Origin of the sequence: Natrarchaeobius versutus, assembly GCF_041205745.1 — an archaeon.
Lineage (GTDB): Archaea > Halobacteriota > Halobacteria > Halobacteriales > Natrialbaceae > Natrarchaeobius > Natrarchaeobius versutus.
Genome location: NZ_JBGFCC010000001.1, coordinates 656,494 through 679,562 on the forward strand (window position 1 = coordinate 656,494; position 23,069 = coordinate 679,562).

General features: G+C 61.7%; 27 protein-coding genes and 1 pseudogene. 13 read left to right on the top strand and 15 right to left on the bottom strand.

From position 1 onward, the window contains the following. Window positions 1-15: 15 nt before the first annotated feature. A complete protein-coding gene (locus AB7C87_RS03305) occupies window positions 16-714 on the bottom strand; it encodes a zinc ribbon domain-containing protein (RefSeq protein ID WP_369727968.1) in 699 nt (232 codons plus the stop codon). Beyond that, a complete protein-coding gene (locus AB7C87_RS03310; RefSeq protein WP_369727969.1) occupies window positions 707-1,024 on the bottom strand; it encodes a hypothetical protein in 318 nt (105 codons plus the stop codon). Before AB7C87_RS03310 ends, AB7C87_RS03305 begins: the two co-directional genes overlap by 8 nt. 232 nt (window positions 1,025-1,256) lie before the next feature. On the opposite strand from AB7C87_RS03310, the gene AB7C87_RS03315 reads away from it, so the two are divergent. Next, the gene (locus tag AB7C87_RS03315; RefSeq protein ID WP_369727970.1) at window positions 1,257-1,526 is read left to right on the top strand and encodes a winged helix-turn-helix domain-containing protein; all 270 of its coding nucleotides are present in this window, start codon (window positions 1,257-1,259) and stop codon (window positions 1,524-1,526) included. Window positions 1,527-1,673: 147 nt separating this feature from the next. Here AB7C87_RS03315 and AB7C87_RS03320 read toward each other — a convergent pair whose 3' ends face one another. The 5 genes and pseudogenes from AB7C87_RS03320 to AB7C87_RS03340 form a co-directional block, all read right to left on the bottom strand. After that, a complete protein-coding gene (locus tag AB7C87_RS03320) occupies window positions 1,674-2,441 on the bottom strand; it encodes a hypothetical protein (RefSeq protein ID WP_369727971.1) in 768 nt (255 codons plus the stop codon). Window positions 2,442-2,669: 228 nt separating this feature from the next. Beyond that, window positions 2,670-2,951 carry a hypothetical protein gene (locus AB7C87_RS03325; protein WP_369727972.1) on the bottom strand — a complete coding sequence of 94 codons (282 nt, stop codon included), beginning with the start codon at window positions 2,949-2,951 and terminating at the stop codon, window positions 2,670-2,672. A gap of 65 nt (window positions 2,952-3,016) precedes the next feature. Continuing rightward, window positions 3,017-3,214 (bottom strand): annotated as a pseudogene (locus tag AB7C87_RS03330) (hypothetical protein); the annotation flags it as partial. Window positions 3,215-3,255: 41 nt separating this feature from the next. Then, complete coding sequence (locus AB7C87_RS03335; RefSeq protein WP_369727973.1) at window positions 3,256-3,993, bottom strand: hypothetical protein; 738 nt, start codon at window positions 3,991-3,993, stop codon at window positions 3,256-3,258. Window position 3,994: 1 nt separating this feature from the next. After that, window positions 3,995-4,927, bottom strand: a complete 933-nt coding sequence (locus tag AB7C87_RS03340; RefSeq protein ID WP_369727974.1) for a hypothetical protein — start codon at window positions 4,925-4,927, stop codon at window positions 3,995-3,997. A gap of 508 nt (window positions 4,928-5,435) precedes the next feature. On the opposite strand from AB7C87_RS03340, the gene AB7C87_RS03345 reads away from it, so the two are divergent. Next, a complete protein-coding gene (locus AB7C87_RS03345) occupies window positions 5,436-5,615 on the top strand; it encodes a DUF7576 family protein (protein WP_369728389.1) in 180 nt (59 codons plus the stop codon). Window positions 5,616-5,630: 15 nt separating this feature from the next. Here AB7C87_RS03345 and AB7C87_RS03350 read toward each other — a convergent pair whose 3' ends face one another. The 3 genes from AB7C87_RS03350 to nirK all read right to left on the bottom strand — a co-directional run bounded on the left by AB7C87_RS03350 (window position 5,631) and on the right by nirK (window position 8,793). Continuing rightward, entirely contained in the window at window positions 5,631-6,977 is a 1,347-nt protein-coding gene (locus AB7C87_RS03350; RefSeq protein WP_369727975.1) for a hypothetical protein, read from the bottom strand. Continuing rightward, complete coding sequence (locus AB7C87_RS03355) at window positions 6,974-7,615, bottom strand: hypothetical protein (RefSeq protein ID WP_369727976.1); 642 nt, start codon at window positions 7,613-7,615, stop codon at window positions 6,974-6,976. Before AB7C87_RS03355 ends, AB7C87_RS03350 begins: the two co-directional genes overlap by 4 nt. Before the next feature lie 86 nt (window positions 7,616-7,701). Continuing rightward, complete coding sequence (nirK, locus tag AB7C87_RS03360) at window positions 7,702-8,793, bottom strand: copper-containing nitrite reductase (protein WP_369727977.1); 1,092 nt, start codon at window positions 8,791-8,793, stop codon at window positions 7,702-7,704. A 184-nt stretch (window positions 8,794-8,977) separates the two neighbouring features. On the opposite strand from nirK, the gene AB7C87_RS03365 reads away from it, so the two are divergent. Next, on the top strand, window positions 8,978-9,883 hold the full coding sequence (locus tag AB7C87_RS03365; protein ID WP_369728379.1) for an alpha/beta fold hydrolase: 906 nt from the start codon (window positions 8,978-8,980) through the stop codon (window positions 9,881-9,883). A gap of 66 nt (window positions 9,884-9,949) precedes the next feature. On the opposite strand, the gene AB7C87_RS03370 is transcribed toward AB7C87_RS03365, so the two are convergent. The 3 genes from AB7C87_RS03370 to AB7C87_RS03380 all read right to left on the bottom strand — a co-directional run bounded on the left by AB7C87_RS03370 (window position 9,950) and on the right by AB7C87_RS03380 (window position 10,974). Then, on the bottom strand, window positions 9,950-10,219 hold the full coding sequence (locus AB7C87_RS03370) for a DUF2249 domain-containing protein (protein ID WP_369727978.1): 270 nt from the start codon (window positions 10,217-10,219) through the stop codon (window positions 9,950-9,952). Window positions 10,220-10,421: 202 nt separating this feature from the next. Beyond that, window positions 10,422-10,655 carry a DUF2249 domain-containing protein gene (locus AB7C87_RS03375; RefSeq protein ID WP_369727979.1) on the bottom strand — a complete coding sequence of 78 codons (234 nt, stop codon included), beginning with the start codon at window positions 10,653-10,655 and terminating at the stop codon, window positions 10,422-10,424. 91 nt (window positions 10,656-10,746) lie between these two features. Next, on the bottom strand, window positions 10,747-10,974 hold the full coding sequence (locus AB7C87_RS03380; RefSeq protein ID WP_369727980.1) for a DUF2249 domain-containing protein: 228 nt from the start codon (window positions 10,972-10,974) through the stop codon (window positions 10,747-10,749). Between the two features lie 139 nt (window positions 10,975-11,113). Here AB7C87_RS03380 and AB7C87_RS03385 point away from each other — a divergent pair, with 139 nt between their 5' ends. The 9 genes from AB7C87_RS03385 to AB7C87_RS03425 all read left to right on the top strand — a co-directional run bounded on the left by AB7C87_RS03385 (window position 11,114) and on the right by AB7C87_RS03425 (window position 18,582). After that, entirely contained in the window at window positions 11,114-11,788 is a 675-nt protein-coding gene (locus tag AB7C87_RS03385; protein WP_369727981.1) for a helix-turn-helix domain-containing protein, read from the top strand. 196 nt (window positions 11,789-11,984) lie between these two features. Further along, window positions 11,985-13,601 carry a 4Fe-4S ferredoxin N-terminal domain-containing protein gene (locus tag AB7C87_RS03390; RefSeq protein WP_369727982.1) on the top strand — a complete coding sequence of 539 codons (1,617 nt, stop codon included), beginning with the start codon at window positions 11,985-11,987 and terminating at the stop codon, window positions 13,599-13,601. Beyond that, window positions 13,598-15,004, top strand: coding sequence for an NrfD/PsrC family molybdoenzyme membrane anchor subunit (gene nrfD, locus AB7C87_RS03395; protein ID WP_369727983.1), 1,407 nt, complete (start codon window positions 13,598-13,600; stop codon window positions 15,002-15,004). The genes AB7C87_RS03390 and nrfD overlap by 4 nt, the downstream gene beginning before the upstream one ends. After that, complete coding sequence (locus tag AB7C87_RS03400) at window positions 15,001-15,318, top strand: hypothetical protein (protein ID WP_369727984.1); 318 nt, start codon at window positions 15,001-15,003, stop codon at window positions 15,316-15,318. Before nrfD ends, AB7C87_RS03400 begins: the two co-directional genes overlap by 4 nt. Window positions 15,319-15,493: 175 nt before the next feature. Then, on the top strand, window positions 15,494-15,796 hold the full coding sequence (locus AB7C87_RS03405) for a hypothetical protein (protein WP_369727985.1): 303 nt from the start codon (window positions 15,494-15,496) through the stop codon (window positions 15,794-15,796). Between the two features lie 148 nt (window positions 15,797-15,944). Then, on the top strand, window positions 15,945-17,036 hold the full coding sequence (locus tag AB7C87_RS03410; protein ID WP_369727986.1) for an Mrp/NBP35 family ATP-binding protein: 1,092 nt from the start codon (window positions 15,945-15,947) through the stop codon (window positions 17,034-17,036). Between the two features lie 163 nt (window positions 17,037-17,199). Further along, window positions 17,200-17,535, top strand: coding sequence for a cupin domain-containing protein (locus tag AB7C87_RS03415; RefSeq protein ID WP_369727987.1), 336 nt, complete (start codon window positions 17,200-17,202; stop codon window positions 17,533-17,535). Between the two features lie 86 nt (window positions 17,536-17,621). Further along, entirely contained in the window at window positions 17,622-18,023 is a 402-nt protein-coding gene (locus tag AB7C87_RS03420; RefSeq protein ID WP_369728380.1) for a winged helix-turn-helix domain-containing protein, read from the top strand. 19 nt (window positions 18,024-18,042) lie between these two features. Beyond that, entirely contained in the window at window positions 18,043-18,582 is a 540-nt protein-coding gene (locus tag AB7C87_RS03425; protein WP_369727988.1) for an NUDIX hydrolase, read from the top strand. A 4-nt stretch (window positions 18,583-18,586) separates the two neighbouring features. Here AB7C87_RS03425 and AB7C87_RS03430 read toward each other — a convergent pair whose 3' ends face one another. Both AB7C87_RS03430 and AB7C87_RS03435 read right to left on the bottom strand, forming a co-directional pair. Then, window positions 18,587-19,846 (bottom strand): asparagine synthase C-terminal domain-containing protein, encoded by a 1,260-nt coding sequence (locus AB7C87_RS03430; RefSeq protein WP_369727989.1) that lies wholly within the window; start codon window positions 19,844-19,846, stop codon window positions 18,587-18,589. Further along, window positions 19,843-20,529: a PHP domain-containing protein gene (locus AB7C87_RS03435; protein ID WP_369727990.1), complete on the bottom strand. Its 687-nt coding sequence runs from the start codon at window positions 20,527-20,529 to the stop codon at window positions 19,843-19,845. Before AB7C87_RS03435 ends, AB7C87_RS03430 begins: the two co-directional genes overlap by 4 nt. Window positions 20,530-20,722: 193 nt before the next feature. Here AB7C87_RS03435 and purL point away from each other — a divergent pair, with 193 nt between their 5' ends. Then, window positions 20,723-22,927 (top strand): phosphoribosylformylglycinamidine synthase subunit PurL, encoded by a 2,205-nt coding sequence (gene purL, locus AB7C87_RS03440; RefSeq protein ID WP_369727991.1) that lies wholly within the window; start codon window positions 20,723-20,725, stop codon window positions 22,925-22,927. Window positions 22,928-23,069 lie beyond the last annotated feature (142 nt).

Here is a 23,069-nt window from a genome sequence, read left to right on the forward strand (position 1 = left end):
CGAGGTCGGCGGCGGTCAGGCATCTTCCTGTGGCGACCGTGGCCCGCCGTCGGCGACGAGTGCTGGACGCTCGTCCGTCGTGATCGGGGGTGGGGAGCGGTATGCACACCGCTGGCCGGGGGAGTACCGCTGTGCGAGGACCTTCGCCGCGTTGTAATCCGCGTGGACCACGTCGACGCGACAGTCCGGGTTGGGACAGCGGAGCGTCTTGTCCAGCGGTCGGTCACCGATGACGCCACAGCCGTGACACTCCTGTGAGGAGTAGGCTTCGGGCACCGTCGTGACCTCGATGGCGTACTCGGCGGCGACTGCCCGAAGGCGCAGATGGGCCATCGGAAGGAGCCACGCCGTCCCGCGGTGGCCATTGGGATCGGTGAGCCACGCCCATAGGTCCGGCGCGTAGTGGCTATCCTCGGTAACGAGTACGGGCCGGTCGTAGGCGCTCGCGTACTCGCAGAGCGCTCGGGCCGCGTCCTCGAGGTCCTCGAGTAGTTCGTCACGACGCTGGCTCACGTACGCGACGACCGTGTCGCGATCGTAGTCACTGGCGAGCAGGGCGGCGACCCCTTCGCGGAGTTCGTCCAGTCGCGTACACAGCTCGTCGCCACTGATCGTGTAGGCACCCCTCGAGTCCGGCATCTCGGCTGGACAGGCGGTGTAGAGGTTGTACTCACCGAGGTCGACGCCGATCGGGGTGCGGTCGGGGTTACGCATCGCGACCACTCGGGGAGGGCTCGAGTGCATCAGGAATTGGCCTTCGGACGCTAGTCGTCACGCCGCTGGAATCGATGACCGCCGATGTGTCAGCGGTTTCCTTGCGGTCAGTCTCGAGGCACGCCTTGATCGCGAGGCCGTCGGACGGATCGGCGGTGTCCTTGAGGCGGGCAATCGCGGCGAGGGGATTGCGCTGGAAGTCGGAGAGATTGGCCCAGGTCGTGTCGATGCCCGTACGTTGAGTGGTATTCTCGAGCGATGCATCTAATCGTTCGGGACCTTCATGGTCCCGTGGTGTGTTGTCGGACATGGCTTCCGTACCGGAGCTACGGGAGCCGCCGCGAGCCGGTGTCGCAGCACCGGCTCGCATTTTCACACAGTAACCAACGAATAGTTGGCTCTGCGGAATCTCCCGTTAGCCAACTAATCTATACTCCACTGCAATAAGTCTAACTACGATATCGTAATACAAGTACTTCTATATGGTAGCCCATCTCTGATACTCCGAAGGATGTAAGGATCTGATCTGCGACTTCGAAGTAATGAGAAAACCCGGCAGTTGGATGCAGAATCCGACTGATGAGCGGATTCTAGAGGTTCTTGATACCGGGTTGATGCTCGGACCAACTACGATTGCGAAGAACATCGATAAACATCGCGTCACGGTAAGCGATCGCCTTCGAGAACTCCGTAACTATGGGCTCGTTGAATGTCCTGAAGAAGGGTACTACGAAATCACCGACATCGGCGAGCAGTATCTCGTGGGAGAACTTGATGCCAGCGAACTCGAGCCAACCGAGGATTCTCAGTAGGCGTTGACGATATCAAACCAGGAGTCATGATTATGGACACAACCGGCCCAAATCTGTGTTCATATCCGCAGAATCAAATCCCTCAATGTGCAACCCCTGGGGGAGAGGTCTAGAAGAGATGTTGGTGAGAATATCACTTCCGTCACACTATTGTAATATATCTCTTTCCTCATGCGAACTACCTCTGTTTTCAAGACTATTTTTGTGCTCTAAATAGTCAAGGCAGAGGTTATCCATATATTCGTGATCTATCTTTTTGAACATAAATATGACATAGAACATTACTAATGGACCAAATAAAATAGCAAGAGTGGGTCCCAATGAATCAGCAGTAGAATTGAATAATAATCCAATTATTGCAAGAAGTGTTGATAAATATATTGATATTTGCATATTGACAACAAATATGTACATTGATCTATACCTCAATGTGTTTGATCCCATAGAGTCACGAATCATCCGTGTGAAGATTAGGAAAATTTCTCTGTCAGTTAATGAATCGAACTTTGGAAGATCCTCCTTTATTTCCTCAGCTAAATTGTGGTCTAACGAATCCATAATAGTGTCTGGTTTAGATGGGCCTTTCACGAATCGTCCAATTACTGGAAGGTCACCCAATGTTAATCGAATTCGGTCTATTCTACCAAGCATATCTGAATTTTTGGTTTCTGCATATAGAAGTCTTTGAAAAAGATAGGGTGTTGGAACACGTGTTCGGCGAATATGATCAATTGATTCTCCTGTTATATATGCTAACATTATAAACAAGAATATTACTATTTCATTCGAAACACTATCTACAAATAATTCATGGCCAATAGAAAATACGATAAAATAGCCTGCCAACAGTCCGCCAGGAATTAACCTCGTAAAAACATCATGAATGTCGAACCCTGAAGGGACCCCACTTGTCATACTACATTTGATTGTGGCTAGAAATAAATAAAAGGCACGTATTAGAAAACCATCTCTTGTTTACCTCCCGCTATGTTTACTCCCTCATCTCGCTTTGTGAGGTTCAACTGCAGATTTTCGCGTGAAGGTGGGTCAGGGCGCTGTAATTTTTCACATTGTCACCTTAGCAACAGCACGGAGGCGGGTCGGTTAGTTTGATACTTTGGCCTTAGCCACACCTACTGACCTTCATTCGCCCATTTCGACACCCACGTTTTCCAGCCACCACCCACAGATACGATGCCTTGAGCGGGCCCACTCAAACAACTCCTGCGCGGCCACACCGTGGCCGAACTCTGCACCCTCCGCCGCTCGTTCGTATTCATGGTCGCCGAACGCGAGCACGATCTTCCCGCGAACAAGGAGCCCATCGAGACGTAATCGGGAAGCCGAGAACGAACCGCAAACCGGGACCATCATGAAGCCCCTGGCTGGACTCGAGTACAGCACCTGATAGCTAACTACCCACATACACCAGTACCGACGAACCCGGTATAGAAACTCAGAACATTACATTGCGTCGCCCACGGAAGACGTCACTCGAGGCGCTCCCGAAGCTGCACCACGTACGGACTATCATCCAGCGACGTTGAGGTCCGATCGTCGACAACAGCGCTCGAGCCGCACCAACGTTCAAGTGCCCGTTCCGGGCGTACTCGCAGATGAGCCGCGGCGTCGGGACAATGCGCGGGCTGTAATATGGCGTGGATCAACGCGAAGTTCGTCCCACCGAAATTCACCGGGGAACGCGTTACGGACTTGGTGCTTGAAATGATCAGGCATCGTCTCCAGATACGTCCCCCGGGACGCTGCCGTCACTGGAATTGTTCCTGAGTGCTGATGGCGAATAGTCTTTCGAGACAAACACTAATTGGATACTATCGATGGCTGTTGCTCCCAAAATTTCCTCTTTGATCTGGTCATCAGCAAACTCTGCTGGATTCGTTGTCGCTAGCTCTGTTTCTCCCGGCACGTTTGCGGCGACATCGTGAGCATCGATTACAATCCAGAAATCTTCCTCGTCTTGGGCCCGGAGTTGACTCAATTCGTCCTGCACCGATTCGTGCGAACTAATCCTCAGCCAGCCTTGAAACGTTGCGTAGAGTGTCTCCTGTCGCGCCTCTGCTCGCTGTTCGATCTCACGAATCACCTTCCGCAATTCATCAGTGACCTCGTAGACACCTCTTCCGGCTGTATCGTCGTAGAAATCCTCTAAATACCTCCATGCCGAATTTTCATCCCGGTCAATTTCCGACTGAATCTCCTCGATATCACTCTCACTTAGCTCCCCCTCGTAATTGACTTTCACCTGTTGGATGTTCCGGAGAACCCCGCTCCGGTGCTCCTCGATAATTGAGTCCTTCGCATTTCGGAAGATATTTTCAACCTGTTCTGTCGCGAAATACTCTGTTTCACCACTAAACAAGTACCTCCTACATTCTCTGTGGTGAGGATCAGTAAAGAAGCAAAAACCGAGGATAACTCCTTTGTCGAGAAAGGCGTTGTCTGCCATTTTATAGTTCGTCTAGTTCCTCAGAGATGGCCGTATTGTACGAATCAGAGACGCTGTCTAAAGTCGAGGTGGGCTGTCTTTCTGAGAGGGCCTCCTTCCGCTTCTGTGTTACCCGGCTCTGGAGATCTCTGCGTACTTTTTCCTTCTCTTCACGCCAGTTTTCGAGCGTCTCCGAATCAATATTCGAGTGCTCCTCAAAGCGAAGAATGATTCGTGCGGTCCCCTCAATGAAGGTCTCTGTGAAGTCATGGAGTTCTCTCGGGCTCCGCCCGATATCGACCAAAAGGCGCATCGTGTCGTCCCAATCAAGGTAGATATTGTGGATTTCCGAATAAAGCTCCTCGTCGAAGTTCGCCAGCATCTCATCCAGAAGTTCTTCGATGTGGGTCTTCTCATCGGGGGCAACGAATTGGCTCAGCCTATGCTGGCCCTTATCTTGCGAAACCGTGTTTAAGTACCACCGCAAATCAGCATATGCGATAACGAAATCGTCGGGCGCAAAGTTCTGGTACTGGTACTCTTCCAGTTCTTCAGCTGTTTTGTCACCGTGTTCAGTGACTACGGACTGAACCGCGTTGTAGATGTCATCTTTGAGGTCTTCCGACAGGTGGTCGAAGTGGGATTCGCTGATTTGGTCAGCCGGATAGTACGCCTGTCCACCGAAGTGATTTGCGTTGGGTCTGTACGTGACCGCTGAATTCAGATGTGCTTCGGAGATAGTACGGCCGTACTTGTACCAGTACTTCGGCAGACCGACTTTCCGGACATATTCCTGCGCTAACAGCCGATCAGCTAAACAGCAAAGTTTGTGGATACGGGTCCGCCCCGTCTCACGGCCGTCCTGCTCGTGACGTTCCGCAGCCACCCGATACAGAAGATACTCCGGCGGCCCGAGGTCGCTGAGGTCATTATCCGCCGGTGGCGACTCAGACATTCGTCTTATTCGGCCTATGGAATCCGGGTGCAAAATAATTGACGCTGTAATCAGTTCCTGAATTCAGAGTGATCACCAGTGAGAAACCATCACAAATGTGACCAACCGCTGCACTATAGTAACCACTGAAAGTCATTGCACACCTGATCGCCAGACGTATCGGCGATCAGTGTGTGAATCGTTTCAGCGGTTACTATAGCACCGACCAGTTGCGTGGCCGTCTCGAACTCGAGTTGATCGTCGCAATACGTCGTCGCGACCAACTCCTGGGACGTGGCGCTCTCGGCGGTCCCCTCGAGGGAGTCGCAAGTGCCACAGGGAAATGCAGAACATGACCGCATAGCGACAGCCAAATGCCGCAAGTGCCAGAACCCGTCAATCGGAGACGTTTCGACGTGATACAGTCCAAATCTCAATTGGACGTTGATTCAGTTAGTGCGGAATTTCCCGACGCGAAACCGTTCTAATCGGAGCATACTCAAGGGGGTAGTCAGTGCCTTCGATCGATATGCACGGCGATACGACCGTCGAGACGGGCCATGACGAACCGAGCGTCGACAGAACGTGTGACAACTGCGAGTCCGACGTGGGGATCGCGTACACGCTCCGGACGTACGTCGACGGGAAGCCCGGGGAGCCGATCGACCTCCACTTCTGTTCGAACGACTGCCTCCGCGTCTGGACGTAGGCTCCGAGCGCGGCGCTACGGGAGCGCCGATTCGACGACCGAGGACGCTTCGACCGCGGTGCGAGCCATCGTCGCGATCCAGACGTAGTCACCGTTGGCTTCAGCGATCTCTCGAGGATCGGCGTCGACGCCCGGCGCGACCAGTTCGTCGGGATCGGCAAACCGACCGACGAGTCGCCAGGCGGACCAGCCCTCGAGCGGTGCCCCCGATCCGAGAAGGTCGTCGACGGCATCGATCGCCGCGTTGCGATTCCCTCGGAGCTCGTCGGCATCTCCAGGGAACAGCTCGTCGCCGTCGTCGACGCGATCTCCGATTCGCTCGAGCGCCTCGAGTCCGGCGAGTGCCCAGTGGGTCGTCCGGAGCCTGTGTGCCGGGTGGTCGACCGACATCTCCGGCCAGGCGACGGGTTCGAACCTGATCTCGTCGAAGAGGCCGTACATCGCACTCGAAAAGAGCCTGACGCCGGGGTGGTCCCGCGGGCGGTCGCTTTCGAGGACGTCGTCGGCCGAGGGGGCCATCCAGGGGCGTTCGAGGTCCTCCTCGCCGTGGAACTCGAGGAACCGATCTCGAACGTCCGGCGCGAGTTCCTCGAGGGCGACTTCGAGATCCTCTTCGATCGATCGCGGTCGGTCGAGGCCCTCGACGTACCGATCCCGGAGGTGCTCGCCGGCGTCGATCTCCGCGCGAATCCGTTCGACGTCCCCGACCGCGGCCCCCTCTCGGATCGGGTTCGCCCGGTTCCCGATCGACGATCGACCGACGAGCGTGCTCCGGCGGGCGGTGTCGAGCCACGACTCGATCGGCCCGTAGACGACGGCTCCCTCGAGCGGCTCCGGCGCCTCGCCGGGGAGGTCGTCGGCATACTGCGACATCTCGTTCGAAAGCGCACGCTCGGACAGCGTCACGTCCTCGAGCGCGTGAGCCGTGCTCACGGCCGCCCAGACGCCCGCCGCCCTGCCGGCGTGTTCGCAGGCGTCGGCGGCCGCGCTCGCCGTATCCAGCGTCGTCGTGGCGTCTTCCATCTCCACGATGCAACTGCGGGCGGCTTCGCGCTCGCCCGTGATCCCCTCGCGGATCTCCCCGTTCGGCACCGTATCGACCGTAAGCGGGTCCGGAATCGGCTCGAGAAGCTCGTCGACCCGGTCGGCGAACGCCCGGCGGCGGTCGTCCGCGACGTCGACGGGGATCACCGCCGGCCGGTCGGGAATCGCTCGATCGGTCACCGACGCGAGGCCGTCGTCGTCGAACGACGGCGGCGACTCCCAGTACCGACTCTCGGTCGTACATCCCGCGAGCGCGAGCGTTCCAACCAGAGTGCCGGCCGTCGCCAGCGCGCGACGCCGGGTGAGTCGTCGGCTCATTCGTCGGCCTCCGATCCGTCGGGATCGATCGTCTCGTATTCCGTATCCGTCTCTCGACACGGGGACCGGCCGCTCGAGCCCGCGCCTCTGACTGTCATCTCGAGCGCTTCGGGGATTCGAATACACAGCGCGACCTGTTCGCGGGCATCGGCGATGCAGTCGTCCTCGGGCGGGCGCAGTTCGCGACAGTACTCGTAGTCGACCTGGTTGGGGCCCCAGGAGATCGCGTGGATACGGTACTGGGTGCAGGATTCGATGCCGGCGTGGGTAACGTAGATCGTTTCCTCGTCGAACGCCGTCTCGTCGAAAAACGCGCGCGTCGATTCGACGTCCGCTTGCGTGACGCCGTCGGCGAAGGCGAAACCAGCGGCCTGATCTCGACTCGTTACGAGCTGTCGCCGAATCCCGGTTCCGGATTGGTCGACGCCGTCGGCATCGCCATCAGACTCGAGCAGTACCGGTCCGCCCTCTCGGTTACGGGGTTTGTGGACGTCCGGATCGGACACGGTGCCCCGGGACTGGCCACCGGCCGAATCGTCGCCGTTCGGGTGCGACGACGGTTCTGATCGTGCACACCCGGAGAGTCCCACTGCAGCGGGAACGGTCAACTGGAGGAATCGTCGTCGCGTCGGGGACATACCGGTCGTCGTGTCGACCGCGGCAAATATTTTCCGTCCCGACGCGAACGGGTGGGAGAAAGAGCACCGACGACCGTCGCGCCCCGCTACAGGTCGTCGTCGTAGACGTCGGGGTTCGCCTCTCCCTCGACGTCGATCACGGCCATCATGCCCTTGCGGGCGACCCGCGAGAGCGCGTGGTCGACGATCTTGATCGGGCCGGGAACGGGGAGTTCCATCTCCCCCGCGACGACGGTGCCGGGCGCGACCGGCGCCGTCTCGACGTACCGGCCGGGATCGGAGACCAGGTCGCCGTCGCGGTAGAACGTCGACCAGACGTTTCCGATCGGGTGGAGCGCGCTGGTGAGGTTCGGACCGCCGTTGGCGAAGTACACCCTGACTGTCTCGCCGACTTCGGCGTGGACGGGACCGTGCTGGCCGTCCGGGGTGAGCCCGTAGGCCTCGCCGTTCATGAGGACGTACGTCGGGTCCTCGTCGGCAGTCGCCTCGAAGTCGTAGATGTGGTGACCCGCCTCGCCGGCTTCGCCGTTGGTGTAGACCTCGTGCTGGCCGAAGTAGAACTCCCGGTCGACTTCCGGGAGTCCGTCTTTGGGCTCGACGAGGATCGCACCGAACATCCCCAGGCTGATGTGCTGGTCCATGTTCGGGACCGCACAGTGGTAGATGTGGACGCCGGGGTAGCGCGTCTCGAACCGGAGTCGAGCCGGTCCGTCGCCGGGTGCGAGCGTCGTCGCCTCGGCACCGCCACCGGGTCCGTACACCGCGTGGAAGTCCACGTTGTGGGCGTCTCGGTTGTGATCGTCGGGCACCTCGAAGGTGAGGTCGATCGTGTCACCTTCGCGAACCCGGATCATCGGTCCGGGGATTTGGCCCTCGTAGGTCATGAAGTCGATCGTCACACCCGGCTCGATCTCGGCCGTCACCTCGATCGACTCGAGGGTGATTTCGTGAGTTCTGGGTTCGTCCCAGTCGACCGGGGGTGGGATGGCCGTTGGATCCGCCGCCACGGCGTCGACGTCGACCTCGGCTGCCGGCGCTAGCCCCTCGTCCGCTTCGGCCGGCTCGTCCGCTGGTTCGGTTGCACTGGGCTCCTGACCGAGACAGCCGGCGATCGCGATCGCACCGGTCGCGCCGGCCGCCTGAATGAAGGTTCGTCGGTTTGTAGTGATTTGAGTCATCATTTTTCTCCTCGTATAGACAGATAGTGCATATACACACGATCTATTCGGTGATTCTCGAACACACAGATACCGTACGAACATGTTCGTCGCTGTCGGATACGATCCCCGAGACGACCGGTCGTGGTCGTCGACGGAAAGCCGGACGTTGATGGGGTCACGCGAAGAACTCGATGGCGAACGGATGACGTCGAGTCCACCGGGTGGCAACACCGTTGGAGCGGGAATCGAGGCGACCGATCTCGAGTCGACGTTCCACACGGTAAACGGGGTTCGACTCCACGCGGTCACCGCCGGGGAGGAAACCGGTCCACTCGTCGTGTTGCTCCACGGCTTCCCCGAGTTCTGGTACGCCTGGCACCGACAGATCGAACCGCTGGTCGAGGCGGGCTACCGGGTCCTCGTGCCCGACGGACGCGGCTACAACCTGAGTGAGAAGCCGGAGTCGGTTCGCGCATACCGGCGAGAAACACTCGCTCGAGACGTTCTGGAACTGATTCGAGCGGACGGACGCGACGCCGCACACGTCGTCGGTCACGACTGGGGTGGGATCGTCGGCTGGGAGCTCGCGATCCGCCACCCGCAAGCGGTCGAGACGTTCACCGCGATCAACGCACCCCATCCCGTCGCGTTTCGACGACAGCTGACGTCCAACCCGGAACAGCTCCGCCGAAGCTGGTACGCGATGTTCTTCCAGCTTCCGTGGCTTCCGGAACGGGCCTGTCGGTACGGCGATTTTCGCCCCCTCGAGCGGGCGCTTCGAGAGCCTGCGCCGCCCGGTACGTTCACCGATGCCGACCTCGAGCGCTACCGCCGCGCGTGGCGTCGCGACGGTGTGCTGTCGGGAATGCTCGCCTGGTACCGGGCGAGCGCCCGCTTTCCGTCGTCGCTTTCGGAAAGCCACGTGGACGTCCCGACTCTCGTGCTCTGGGGACGGGACGACGACGCGCTCGTCCCCGAGTTGGCGATCGACAGCTACGACTGCTGTACGGACACCCGGCTCGAGTTTCTCCCCGACACGAGCCACTGGGTCCCCCACGAACGACCGGAACGGACGACCGCGCTGATACGCGACCGACTCGAGAGCTGACGGAAATCAGCGACGACAGCGATACAGTCGCCCGTATCGCGGGCGTATGGCAAAATTTTCCGTGGCTCACACCTCGGGACGCCAGATGACGGTCACGACCTCGTCGTCCAGTTCGACGCTCTCGTAGACGTATCCACGATCCTCGAGTTTCGGGAACAGAAACTGTGGAACGCGATCGTTCCGCTGGATCAGTACCGCCTCGTCGGGAAGGTCGGCGAGTCGCTCGAGGGTTCGCTTCAGCGGTTCCGGCGGGCCGAGTGCACGAACGTCGATCGTCTCGCGTGGGCGATCCGTGGGTGCGTCGGTTCTGTCGAGTGCCGTCGTCGGGGACTGCATAGTCGACGAATCGATCGGCGGATACCTATCGTTCCTCCCGGACATGTTCGCCTCGGAGCGTCGGTCCGGCGAACGCCGACCGATGTGGTGACCGGTCGGGTTCGGCGTGGTAACCGGTCGGGTTCGGCATGATGAGGGGCCAGGTTCGACGCGGTGAGGAGTCGAATTCGACGTGACCGTATTCTCGTCCGGGGGGAGACGATTACGACTCCCGCTTTGGAAACCGGGCGACGAACTCCTGTGGTGCGACGCGTTCGACCTCGTAGCCGTCGGCATCGAAGCTCTCGACTTCGGCCTGGAACTCGTAGAACAGCGGTTTCGGTTCGTGGTCGTTGACGATCGTCAGCGTCTCGCCCGGCTCGAGTTCGTCGAACGTCTCGTGGATGGTCGGATGGCGGTTCACCGGTGGGATGTCGCGGACGTCGAGTCGCGTCATACGACACCTTCTCGGGACGGAGAACGGATCGGTGTTCGGACGAAGATGTTCGCCGAGCGGTCTCGACCTGATCGCCGGGCGCTCCCGACGATCACTCGTATTCGATGAGCACGTGCCACGTCCCGTCGTCTCGTTTCTCGCTCTCGTGGTCGAACCCTCGGCCGTCGAGGACGCCGTAGAGCGGGGCCGGCTCGAACGGCGCGATCAACTCGAGTCGCTCCTCATCGGGCAGCTCGTCGAGTGTGGCGACGATGTCGTCGAACGGCGGACCGTCGATCTCCCTGACGTCGAGCGTTCGGTCGGCGGGTGAAGACGTCATCACCGAGCCCTTCGGACCGTCGTCGGTTGGGTCTTCGGCCGAACCGGTTCGCTCGAGGCAGATTCCCACTCGGTAGGAATTACGGCGAATATATTCGTGACCGCGGGTTTGTAGTTACGGTTAGAAGGTGTTTACGTCAATGGCCCAGGCGACACTCACGGTGACGATGCCCGAACAGGTCTGGATCCAGCAGGTGTCCGTGGCGTATCCGGACGCCACGTTTCGCGTGCTGGCCGCGGTCCCCGGCTCCGAATCAGGCTTCGCGCTGGTGCGGATCGCCGGACAGAACGTCCCGGACATCGTCGACGACGTCAACGACCATCCACAGATCACGGAGCTGACGCTCGTCCAGTGGAGCGACAACGAGGCGACGATCCACTTCGAGACGACGGCGCCGCTCCTACTGTTTTCCTCACGCGAATCGGGGATGCCGATCGAACTTCCGGTCGAGATCCAGGACGGCGAGGCGACGATCGACGTCACCGGCTCTCGCGAGCGCCTGGCGGAACTCGCTGAACAACTCGAGCGATTCGGACTCACCTACCGCATCGAGAACGTCAGCGAGCGGTTACACGAGAGCCAGATCCTCTCGGAACGCCAACTCGAGGTCGTCGCCGCGGCGGTCGAGGAGGGCTACTACGATACGCCGCGTCTGTGTTCGCTCACGGAACTCGCAGAGCATCTCGGGATCGCGAAATCGACCTGTAGTGAGACGCTCCACCGGGCGGAGGAGGCAATCGTCAAACGGTTCGTCGAAGATCTCCCGGGCCTCGACGAGGACGAACCGCTCGAAGAACAGCTCGCGACGAACTGACGGTCGCCGGCCATCCAGACTACTTATACTTGCGAACGTGTTCGATTTGATTCTCACGGCGTGGAAATCGGCTCCATACTTCATCCACGTCTAGTCGTGAGTGCGGGATAGTGGATCACAAATGAACGTATTCAAGTATCTGTCGCTGAGTATCCTCTCCGTGAGAGAGACCGATGCCAGGAGGTGTGCTGCGTAGATGAGTACGGACGACGAATCGTTCCATCCACTCGGCAACGAGTGGGAAGGGGAGCTCGAGACGATGCTCGACGATACCGAGTACGATACCGACCTCGGTATGCAAATGGCCAAGGACGCGATGCGCGTCACCAAAGGCGAGCTGTCGGAAGCCGAATTCCACGAGATGTATCACGACGACGTGATGGAGGAGTTCGGCGAGGACAACCGCCCGACCGAAGAAGCCTTCGAAGCCGCCCGAGAGGAGAGCAAAGGGACGATGTCCCGGATGCTCTCGAAGTTCGAGGGCGACGACGAGGACAGCCGCCGCGACGCGATGAAGAAGATGGGCGCCGGTGCGGCCGCCGTCGGACTCGGCGCGTGGGGAACCGTCGACGACGGTCAGGCCGAACCGACCATCGCCGACGACGAGGTCACCACGTCGACCCGTGAGGGCGACGTTCAGTGGGGAATGGCGATCGACCTCGAGCGCTGTGACGGCTGTCTCTCCTGTGTCAACGCCTGCTCGCAGGAAAACGACCTCGATCAGGGCGTCAACTGGATGTACATCCTCGATTACGAGGAGCCACGCGGCGGAGCCGAGACGAGTCGGAACCGGCTCGTCCGCCCCTGCCAGCACTGTACGGACGCACCCTGTGAGAAGGTCTGCCCGACGACCGCCCGTCACACCCGCGAGAACGACGGGCTGGTCCTGACCGACTACGACGTCTGTATCGGCTGTCGGTACTGTCAGGTCGCCTGTCCCTACGGCGTCAACTACTTCCAGTGGGACGAACCCGACACCACGATCGACCAGGTTCGCGAACACGCCGAGGGCATGGGTGCCGAGAACGAGCACATGTACGACGAGCGCGACCGGTGGACGGACTCGCGTGCACCTCGTGGCGTCATGAGCAAGTGTACGATGTGCCCGACTCGACAGGACGGGTTCAAAGGCGAGGAGTACGTCGGGACGACCGCCTGTGAAGAAGCATGTCCGCCCGGTGCGATCCAGTTCGGCGACATGAACGACGACGACAGCGATCCGCAGGTGTACGTCGACAACCCGAGTCGCAGTCGCGCACTCGTCGAAATGAATCGGCGGGCACCCTCGGCTTCGACCATCGAGGAAGAACTCGAGGAGGTCGACGCTGACGACGACCTCGAGTCGGTTCTCGAGGCGGTCGACGACCTCGACGCGGATTTCCTCCGCGTCCTGATCGCGATCGACATCGTCACCGAGGAGATGGGCGAAGGAGACGGCGAGTACGCCGAAAACGAACAGTACGTCCTCGACATCCTCGACGCGCTCGAGGCTCACGGCCTCGACCTCGAGAGCGAGGACGTCTTGGTCCCGCTCGGCCTCGCGTCGATGCCGATCGGCGACGACGAGTTCGAAGGTGCAAGCGAGAGCGACGCACAGAGCGCCCTCGAGCAGTACGCCGGCGCGCCGGAGTCGAACTTCCGACTGCTCGAAGATATCGGGACGAACCCGAACATCGTCTACCTGGGTAACGAACCCGGACCGAACGCCCAGCAAGTCGAGGGCCCGGTCGCCTACGAGGACATGGGGCTGACCGACAACCGCAAGGAAGTGCTGGACGAGGACACGATCGGTGACGCCGGGGTGTCGCTATGAGCACCAAGACGCCGACCGAAGAGGACATCCTCCGACCGACCGAAGGGTTCAGCAAGAAGTACTTCGTCCTCTTTGGCGTCTGTGCGCTTGCCCTCGGTGCGTTCCTGGTCGCATGGATGATTCAACTCAGAGATGGGCTGGTCGTCACCGGCCTCTCCGACTGGGGGAGCGGTGGCGGCGTCACCTGGGGGCTGTACATCGGCGCGTTCATCTGGTGGGTCGGGATCGCCCACGGCGGGATCATCCTCTCGGCGGCCGTCCGCCTGTTGGGGATGGATCGGTACATGCCGGTTGCCCGACTCGCGGAGATGCTGACGCTGGCTGGCCTCTCCGCCGCCGGCTTCTACATTCTCGTCCACATGGGTCGTCCCGACCGGATGGTCACGAGCGTCCTCGGTCATTACCACATCACGGTGAACAACTCGCCGCTGGTGTGGGACGTGACGGTTATCACGGCCTACTTCGTGCTGACGGCGACCTATCTCGGGCTGACGCTTCGCTACGACATCTCGCGTCTGCGCGGTCAGCTTCCGTCGTTTGCACCCCAGATCGGTGGCGTCCAGCTTCCCGATCTCTACGGGAAAGTCTACGACGTGTTGACCCTCGGTTACACCGAGAAAGAAGACGAAGTCATCGAGCGGATGGTCTGGTGGGTCGCGCTGGCGATCATCATCATGGCGCCGCTGTTGCTTCACGGTGGCGTGATTCCGTGGCTGTTCGCCGTCCTGCCGAACTACCCGAGCTGGTTCGGGGCGATCCAGGGGCCACAGTTCCTGACGATCGCACTGACGTCGGCGATCAGCGGCGTGATTCTTGTCTCGTACGCCTTCCGGCGCGCCTACGACTGGGATCACATCATCACCGACGACATCTTCCGCGGGCTCCTGTTGTGGCTCGGCTTTTTCTGCCTGCTGTTTCTCTGGCTCCAGCTCCAGCAACTGACCGCGGGGAGCTTCTCGCCGACGGTCGACCACGCGACCGCGACTTCCTCGAAGTTCTCACACCCGATGTACGTCGTCCCGATGATGATGGTGGTCGGCGTCCTCGCGTTCATCTTCTCGACGGTCCTTCGCCCATCGCTGTTTAGCAAAGGCAGAGCGATCGTCGCCGGCGTGCTCGTGTTGTTCGCGACGCTCGTCGAGAAAACCTACTTCGTGCTCTCGGGCTTCTGGTACCCGACGTTCAGCATCTACGAGGCGACGCCGGGAGATTACTTCCCGAGCGTGGTCGAACTCCTCTCGCTGGTCGGAACCATCGGGATGGTCGTGTTGTTCTTCCTCGTCATCTCGAAACTCGTTCCGGTCGTCGAACTCCACGCGGTCGAACACCTGCGTGGCGATCACGGCCACGGCGAGCACGAGCCTGCAGGTGAGACCGCGGCCGAACCGGAGGTGGAGACATGATCGCTCCAGCGACGCTCACCACCGCGCTCTCGTACGTCCTCTATCACGGCTACGAGGGAACCGAAGGACTCACCGGCTTCCCGAACATCGGAACCTACCTCATCTTCGGTGTCATCCTGGTGCCGGTCTACGTCATGATCGTTGCGTGGTTCGTCGGTGAACCGCGTGACTCCAAAACCGGCCTGATGGGCGTCGGCTACCTCGTTGGGATCACCGCGCAGATGTGGATCGGCATGTTCATCCTGACGATGATCATCGGCGTCGTCTTCTACGGCGGCCTCCCCGAACCGTTCGGCTCGGTCGGACCGCCGTAATTCGACTTCCGACCGTCTTCTTCCGTTCGTCTGCGTTCGACTCGAGTCGCAACACCCCCTCGGACCCCGGTGTTCCCATCGGCTTCCTCGCAGGCAGTCTCCTGACACCGACCCGAACCATGCGAGTGCAGGCAGTACCACGACCGTGGTCGGTGGTGTCACTGGTCGTAGACGCATGTTTCCGTCGTCCGCGCTCGCGACCGTCCTGTACCACGGGTACGAGGTTTCCGAAGGAGTCACCGGCTTTCCCAACACCGGCTCCTGGCTCATCTTCGGCGTCGTTCTCGTGCCGATCTACGTCATGGTCATCGCGTGGTTCGTCGGAACGCCTCGCGACACGAAAACCGGGTTACTCGGCGTCACGTACCTCGTCGGGCTGACGACGACGATGTGGGTCTCGATGCTCCTCATGACGCTCGTCATCGGCCTGCTATTCTTCGGCCGACTGCCCGAACCCATCGGTTCGCCCGGGCTGTAGCCGCGCGCGAATCGTGCACGCTCCTCGAGTCGCACCGATCGTCCGTCCTCGAACGCATCGAAACCGCCCGACGTGGGTGGCTAGCGGCCCGAACCATCACACGTATCCCGTTCGACACCGTTCGTTCCGATAGGATTACCGACGTACTATGAGCATTACAGAACACGAACTCAAGATCGAACTCGAGGGGATCGAGGACCCGGATATCGGCGAGGACATCGTCTCGCTCGGGCTCGTCAACGACGTCACCATCGAGGACGAGACCGCACGGATCTCGCTCGCGTTCAACGCTCCGTACGCACCCTCCGAGATGGAGATCGGCAACCAGATCCGGGAGGTCGTCGGCGATGCGGGTCTCGAGGCGGACCTGCGAGCACACGTCGGCGCCGAACACGGGTTCGACGACGAGGTGCTCCCGCGGGTGCGCAACGTGATCGCCGTCGCCTCCGGCAAGGGTGGCGTCGGCAAGACGACCGTCGCGGCCAACCTCGCGGCTGGACTCGAAAAGCGTGGCGCGATGGTCGGCATTCTCGATGCGGACATTCACGGGCCGAACATCCCGCGAATTCTTCCGGTCGAGAGCGACCCCGGCGTCACGCCGAACGAAGAGATCGTCCCGCCGCGGTCCGACGGCGTCCGCGTCATCAGTATGGGTATCATGATGGAAGAAGAAGACGACCCAGCGATCCTCCGCGGGCCGATGGTCAACAAGTTCATGATGAAGTTCTTAGAGGGCGTCGAGTGGGGTCGACTCGACTACCTCATCGTCGACCTACCGCCGGGCACCGGCGACGCGACGTTGAACCTCCTGCAATCGATGCCTGTCACGGGTGCGGTCGTCGTTACGACGCCCCAGGAGATGGCGCTCGACGACACCCGAAAGGGGATCCAGATGTTCAACAAACACAACACGCCGGTGTTGGGAATCGTCGAGAACATGAGCACGTTCATCGCGCCGGACACCGGCAAGGAGTACAGCCTGTTCGGCACCGACGGCGCCCAGCAGATCGTCGACAAGTACGACGTGTCGCTTCTCGGCCAGATTCCGATCCACCCGGACTTCGGCGCCGATGGTAGCGAGGGCGCGATCGTCAAGAACGACGAGAGCGCGGCTCAGGAGCCCGTCGAAGACCTCGTCGCCGAGATCTCGAACCGCATCGGCGAGGTCAATCGCCGGACCGTCGACGAGAACACCGCCGACACGCCCGACGACGCGCTCCCGACCGAACTCGAGGACTGATCGCCCTCGTTTCCTCGAGCGGCCTCGGTACCTGTTCATCTCCCTCGAGCAACTCTCTCTCGAGTACCCCTCGTTATTCGCCCGTCGTCCTCGAGCAATCCCCGATACCGACCCGGCTCCCTCGAGCAGTACGCTTTATCCGTTCGTCGTCGAACCATCGACCATGTCCGCGTCACTCGATCGGTACGCCGGTGCGCTCGCCGACCTCGAACCGGACGACGGCGAGGTCGAAACCGCCGAACTGGTCGTCACCGACGACGTGCTCGTCAAAGCCTTCGCGCTCGGGCCCGGTGCGGAACTCGAACCCCACGAGCACGGCGAGAGCACGAACGTGTTCCACGTCCTCGAGGGGACGGTGACGGTGCTCCAGGGCGAGGAAAGCGAGGCAATCGAGGCACCCGGCGTCGTGCTCCACGATCGCGGCCTCGAGCACGGTGCGCGAAACGAGACTGACGACACGGTCATTTTTACGGCGAGTTTGTGTCCGCTGCCGTCGTGACCGGACGAACCGTATAACGAATAACGATTTCAGTAACTTCTAGAACGTAAAGAACTAAGAAACAACGATGAGTATTGCCTATGACGATCGAAATGAAACACACGCGGATCGCCGACGACCCGGACGATCCGGCTGATCTCCTTCCCAACGAGAGCGTCCTCTCTCTGGACGGCTATCTCGAGATGCAGGCCGCGGTCGGTGATCGAACCCGGTTCGAAATCGTCTATCGACTCGCACACGCCGGCGATATGACGCCCACCGAGCTAAACGAGGCAATAGAGATCGACGACAGCACGCTCCATTACCACTTCAACAAACTTCGAGACGTCGGCCTCGTCGAGAAACGCGTTCGGACGGAACGAGACAGCGATGGCCTCTATGCATACTACAGCGCGACGGTTCTCGGCGAGGTCATTCTCGAGCACGGCGTCGAGGAACTCCTTCACCGCGAGTGGGACTTCAGTGAGGCATACGACAGCAGTACGTGACTCGAGGATTACGAATCCGATGTCGTCACGTTGTGAACGAAGCAAACGCGTCGTCTACTCCCTGATCAGCGATCTCGAAGCCGAGTACGGCGAGTTCGAAGTCCTCGAGAAAACGTGGCACCAGCCACCGGCACGCTGTCAGCGACTCGTCGACCAATTCGAGGACGCGGCGCTTGGCGGTGCGGGCGTCTGGCTGACCAACGATGCCGGCGACGTGCTCCTGGTCCAAAACGTGGGCGATGAGGGGTGGTCCGATCCGGGCGGGTCGGTCGAGGTCGGCGAGCCGTACGAGGACGCCGCGATCCGCGAAGTCCGGGAGGAGACCGGCATCGAGTGCGAACTGACAGGGCTTCGTGAGGTGCACGTCGTCGAACACCGAAATACCGAGACCGACGAGCCGGTCGCGTTCGAAGCGATCGCCATCTTCCACGGCGAGTACGTCGAGGGGGAGCCACGTCCTCGGGAGGGCGAAATCGCCGACGTCGACTGGTTCTCGCGGCCGCCGGAGACGGTTCTGTACGAGGAAGTGCGGACGCGGCCGTATCCTGGACGCGACTAAGGCGCTACTCGCCCTGCTCGTCCTCGAGCAACGACGCGATATACTTCGAGACGTGATCGTCCATCCGTCGCTTGTACCCAGCCTGTCGAGCGAGCCGGTCGAGTTCGCGGGCGACCAGACTGCCGTACTGGACGGCCTTCTTGTCCCGGGTCGCGACGTCCTCGGGGAGATACCGCGACGCCACCCGCCGGAACCCACGCTTTCGCGTCTCCTCGTCGGCCAGCAGATCGTCGGGAAGCCGAAGCGCGGCCTCTACGACGGCGTCGTGTAACAGTGGTGCAACCGGCTCGAGTCCGGCCGCCTCGATCGTGAGGACGTCCCGCGGAAGCTGATCGGACAGGCTTCGGATCTGTTCCCGGACAGCGCCGCGAGTGGTTTCTGCCTCGACGCGGTGGTCCAGGCGGACGACCTTCTCGTAGCCGCCGAACAGTTCGTCGGCACCCTGGCCGACCGCCAGCGCGTCGAAGCCGTCGGCGGCGACGCGCTCGGCGACGAGAGACAGCGGGAGGGCGATCTGGACGTCCATCGCGTTCGTCCGCCCGGTTGCCCGCGCGATTTCGGGGACGGCTCGCTCGAGGTCGGCCGGCTCGAGTTCGACGACCCGCAGTTCGCGGTCCATGGCGGCCGCGGCCGTCCGCGCCGCCTCGACGTCGTGACTGTCCGAAAAGCCGACCACGTAACACGGCGCGTCGAGCAACGTCGCGACGAGCGCCGAGTCCACCCCACCGGAGAACGCAACCGCGACGTCGATATCCGACGATCGAACGTCGTCCGTCGACGCCAGAATCGACGTTTCGAGTTCCTCGAGAGCGACGTCCCGGTCCGACTCCCGCTCAGGATCCGGCACCGTCCACCGCGGCTCGAGGGCGCCGGTCTCGAGATCGATCCTGGACGCGTCCTCGATCTCGCGTTCAGTCCCGGATGCCAGGCCCGTCTCCGGATCGACTTCGGACACGACGCCGGTCTCGCGCTCGAGGATCGAAGCGAGCGTCGAAACCTCGACGGCCGTCCCCGCCGGTACCGGAATCGGCGACTCGAGTCGGGTGGGCTCGAACGCCCAGTCGATACCGGATTCGGCGTCCGTTTGGTGGGACGGCAACTCCGGACGTTCTCGAGTGGCGTCGACGAACAGCGGAACCCGTCCGAGTACGTCCCTGACGAGCGTTCCGTCGATCTCCCCGGCGAAACCGCGGGTTCCCGGGAACGGGTTACCCGTCTCCAGCGCGTCTCGGATCGTTTCCGGACCCGCGCCGCGCAGTCTCATCGAAACAACCCCAGGATGCCGTTTCTGAACCGGCGTTTCGCACCGCCTGCGGCCTGGCGAACGCTGATGTGCCACGGAGTCCGTTTTCCCTCGACGGACGTCCGCCCGTCGCGGATCGCCTCGAGGATCGCGTCGACCGATCGCTCGTCCGCGTCGACCCTGGTCACCGCCTGGCCGACCATCTCGCTGATGTGGGCGTCGCTTCCGGCGGTCATCGGTAGATCCCGCGAGCGAGCGAAGCGCTCGGCCTGGCGGTTCGCTCGCCCCGTCAGGAGCCGAGAGTTGTACACCTCGATCGCATCGCCCTCGGCAAGTTCCTCGCGGGAAATACGACCCATCACGCCGTGGCGGGACTCCTGGAACGGATGCGGAATTACCGCCAGCCCGCCCTGGGCGTGGATCGCCGCAAGCGTCGACTCGAAGGACAGTCCCGGCGGCACCTCCTCTTCGAGGCCGAGCCCCAGGACGTGTCCGGCCTTGCTCGAGATTTCCATCCCGGGAATGCCGACGAGCCCGTACTCCGGAGCGCGCTCGGCGGCCTCGAGGCTGGCCTCGATCTCGTCGTGATCGGTGATCGCGATCGCATCGAGCCCGACACCCTCCGCCTGCTCTAAGATGAGATCGACCGGATCACGACCGTCGTAGGAAAGCTCCGAGTGGACGTGGAGTTCGACCGACAGCACACTCTGTTTTCGAACGGCTCGATCAAAAGCGCCTCGATACACTCGATGCGTTTTTGCGGTTCTGGCGAGCCGCTTCGACAACGTACTGTCGGCTTCGTTTTGCGGATCGTCTGAATCGATGTCGCTCGAGTCGACGATACACGAACGTGTACATGGAAACCCATTTACCGGCCACGGACCACCATTGACGTGAATGAGTTTAGCCGATTCGGATCGCGAACTCGTCGTTTCGGAACTCGAGCGAGAGCCGACTCCGGCCGAGGCGGCGCTGTTCGAGAACCTCTGGAGCGAGCACTGTGCGTATCGCTCCTCGAGACCCCTGCTGTCGGCGTTCGAGAGCGAGGGCGAGCAGGTCGTCATCGGGCCGGGCGACGACGCGGCGGTCGTGGCGTTGCCGGGAGGCGACGAGGGCGAGGGGGAGACCTACATCACGATGGGGATCGAGAGCCACAACCACCCCTCGTACGTCGATCCGTTCGACGGGGCGGCGACGGGCGTCGGTGGGATCGTTCGGGATACGCTCTCGATGGGTGCGTACCCGATCGCACTCGCCGACTCGCTTTACTTCGGCGCGTTCGACCGCGAGCACTCGCGGTACCTCCTCGATGGCGTCGTCGAGGGGATCAGCCACTACGGGAACTGCATCGGTGTGCCGACGGTGGCGGGGAGCGTCGACTTCCACCCCGACTACGAGGGCAACCCGCTCGTCAACGTCGCCTGTATCGGCCTCACGGACGAGGAACGGCTCGTCACCGCCGAAGCCCAGAAGCCCGGAAACAAGCTAGTGTTGGTCGGAAACGCCACGGGCCGCGACGGGCTTGGCGGTGCGAGTTTCGCCAGCGAGGACTTGGCGGAGGACGCCGAAACGGAGGACCGACCCGCGGTCCAGGTCGGCGATCCCTACGCCGAGAAGCTGTTGATCGAGGCCAACGAGGTGTTGATCGATGAGGGGCTGATCGAATCCGCACGCGACCTCGGCGCGGCCGGCCTCGGCGGCGCCTCGAGTGAACTGGTCGCGAAAGGGGGACTCGGCGCACACATCGAACTCGAGCGGGTCCACCAGCGCGAACCCAACATGTCGGCACTCGAGATCCTGCTCGCGGAGTCCCAAGAGCGGATGTGTTACGAGGTCGAACCCGAAAACGTCGAGCGGGTCGAAGAGATCGCAGAGCGCTTCGACCTCGGGTGTTCGGTCATCGGCGACGTCACGGACGGCAACTACGTCTGTACCTTCGAAGATAGCGAGGCACAAAGCGCCTCGGACGGTGAGCGAAGCGAGCCGGGAGAGCGCGAGACCGTCGTCGACGTCGACGCGTCCTTCCTCGGCGAGGGGGCACCGATGAACGACCTCGCACACGAGGAGCCCTCGGAGCCCGAGACCGACCTCCCCGAGGTCGATCTCGAGGAGGCATTCGACGCCGTCGTCTCGAGTCCGAACACGGCCTCGAAGCGGTGGGTCTACCGCCAGTACGATCACGAGGTCGGCGTTCGGACGAGCGTCGGTCCCGGCGATGACGCGGCGATCGTCGCGATCCGGGACGCCGAAACTGGGCTGGCACTCTCTTCGGGAGCCGCACCCAACTGGACCGACGCCACACCGTACGACGGAGCTCGCGCGGTCGCCCTCGAGAACGCGACGAACGTGGCGGCCAAGGGCGCGACCCCGCTCGCCGCGGTCGACTGTCTCAACGGTGGTAACCCCGAAAAGCCCGATGTCTACGGCGGATTCAGGGGAATCGTCGACGGGCTCGCCGACATGTGCGAGACGCTGTCGACGCCGGTCGTCGGCGGGAACGTCTCGTTGTACAACGACTCCGCGACGGGGCCGATCCCGCCGACGCCGACGCTCGCGCTCGTGGGAACCAAAGACGGCTACGACGCGCCGCCGCTGTCGGTCGAGCCCGCCGGCGAACTGTTGGTGATCGGCGACGTCGGTCTCGACGCCGGCGGGCCGAGACTCGGCGGCTCGGAGTACCTCGCGCAGTTCGGCGGGAGCGACGGATTCCCGTCTTTGCCCGACGATCCCGCGGCCGTCGTCGAGACGCTCGCGGCGGTCGCCAACGACGATGCGACGCTCGCGGTCCACGACGTCAGCCACGGCGGACTCGCGGTCGCGCTGGCGGAGATGGTGAGCGAGGACGCCGGACTCGAGGTATCGCTCCCCGCAAGCGACGAACCCGCGGCCGCACTCTTCTCCGAACAGCCGGGTCGCGCGCTGATACAGACCGACGACCCCGAGGCCGTCCGCGAGGCGTTCGACGGCGTCGCGCCGGTCGTCACCCTCGGCGAAGCGACCGACCGCGGAACGCTCGAGTTGTCGGTCGACGATCGGACGGTCGAGCGGTCTGTGGATACGATTCGATCGCTTCGGGACACGCTCGAGGCGGAACTCGAGTAGTCTCGAGGAGCCTCTCGCCGGACGTCGGCGACGGCGGTGGTCGTTGCACCCGTCTCTCCTCTCGACGTCGATTCCGCCGGAGTTATCCGCGTTTTGGGATCGAAACGGCGGACGACGGTCCGGTATCTTGATGTGCGTACGG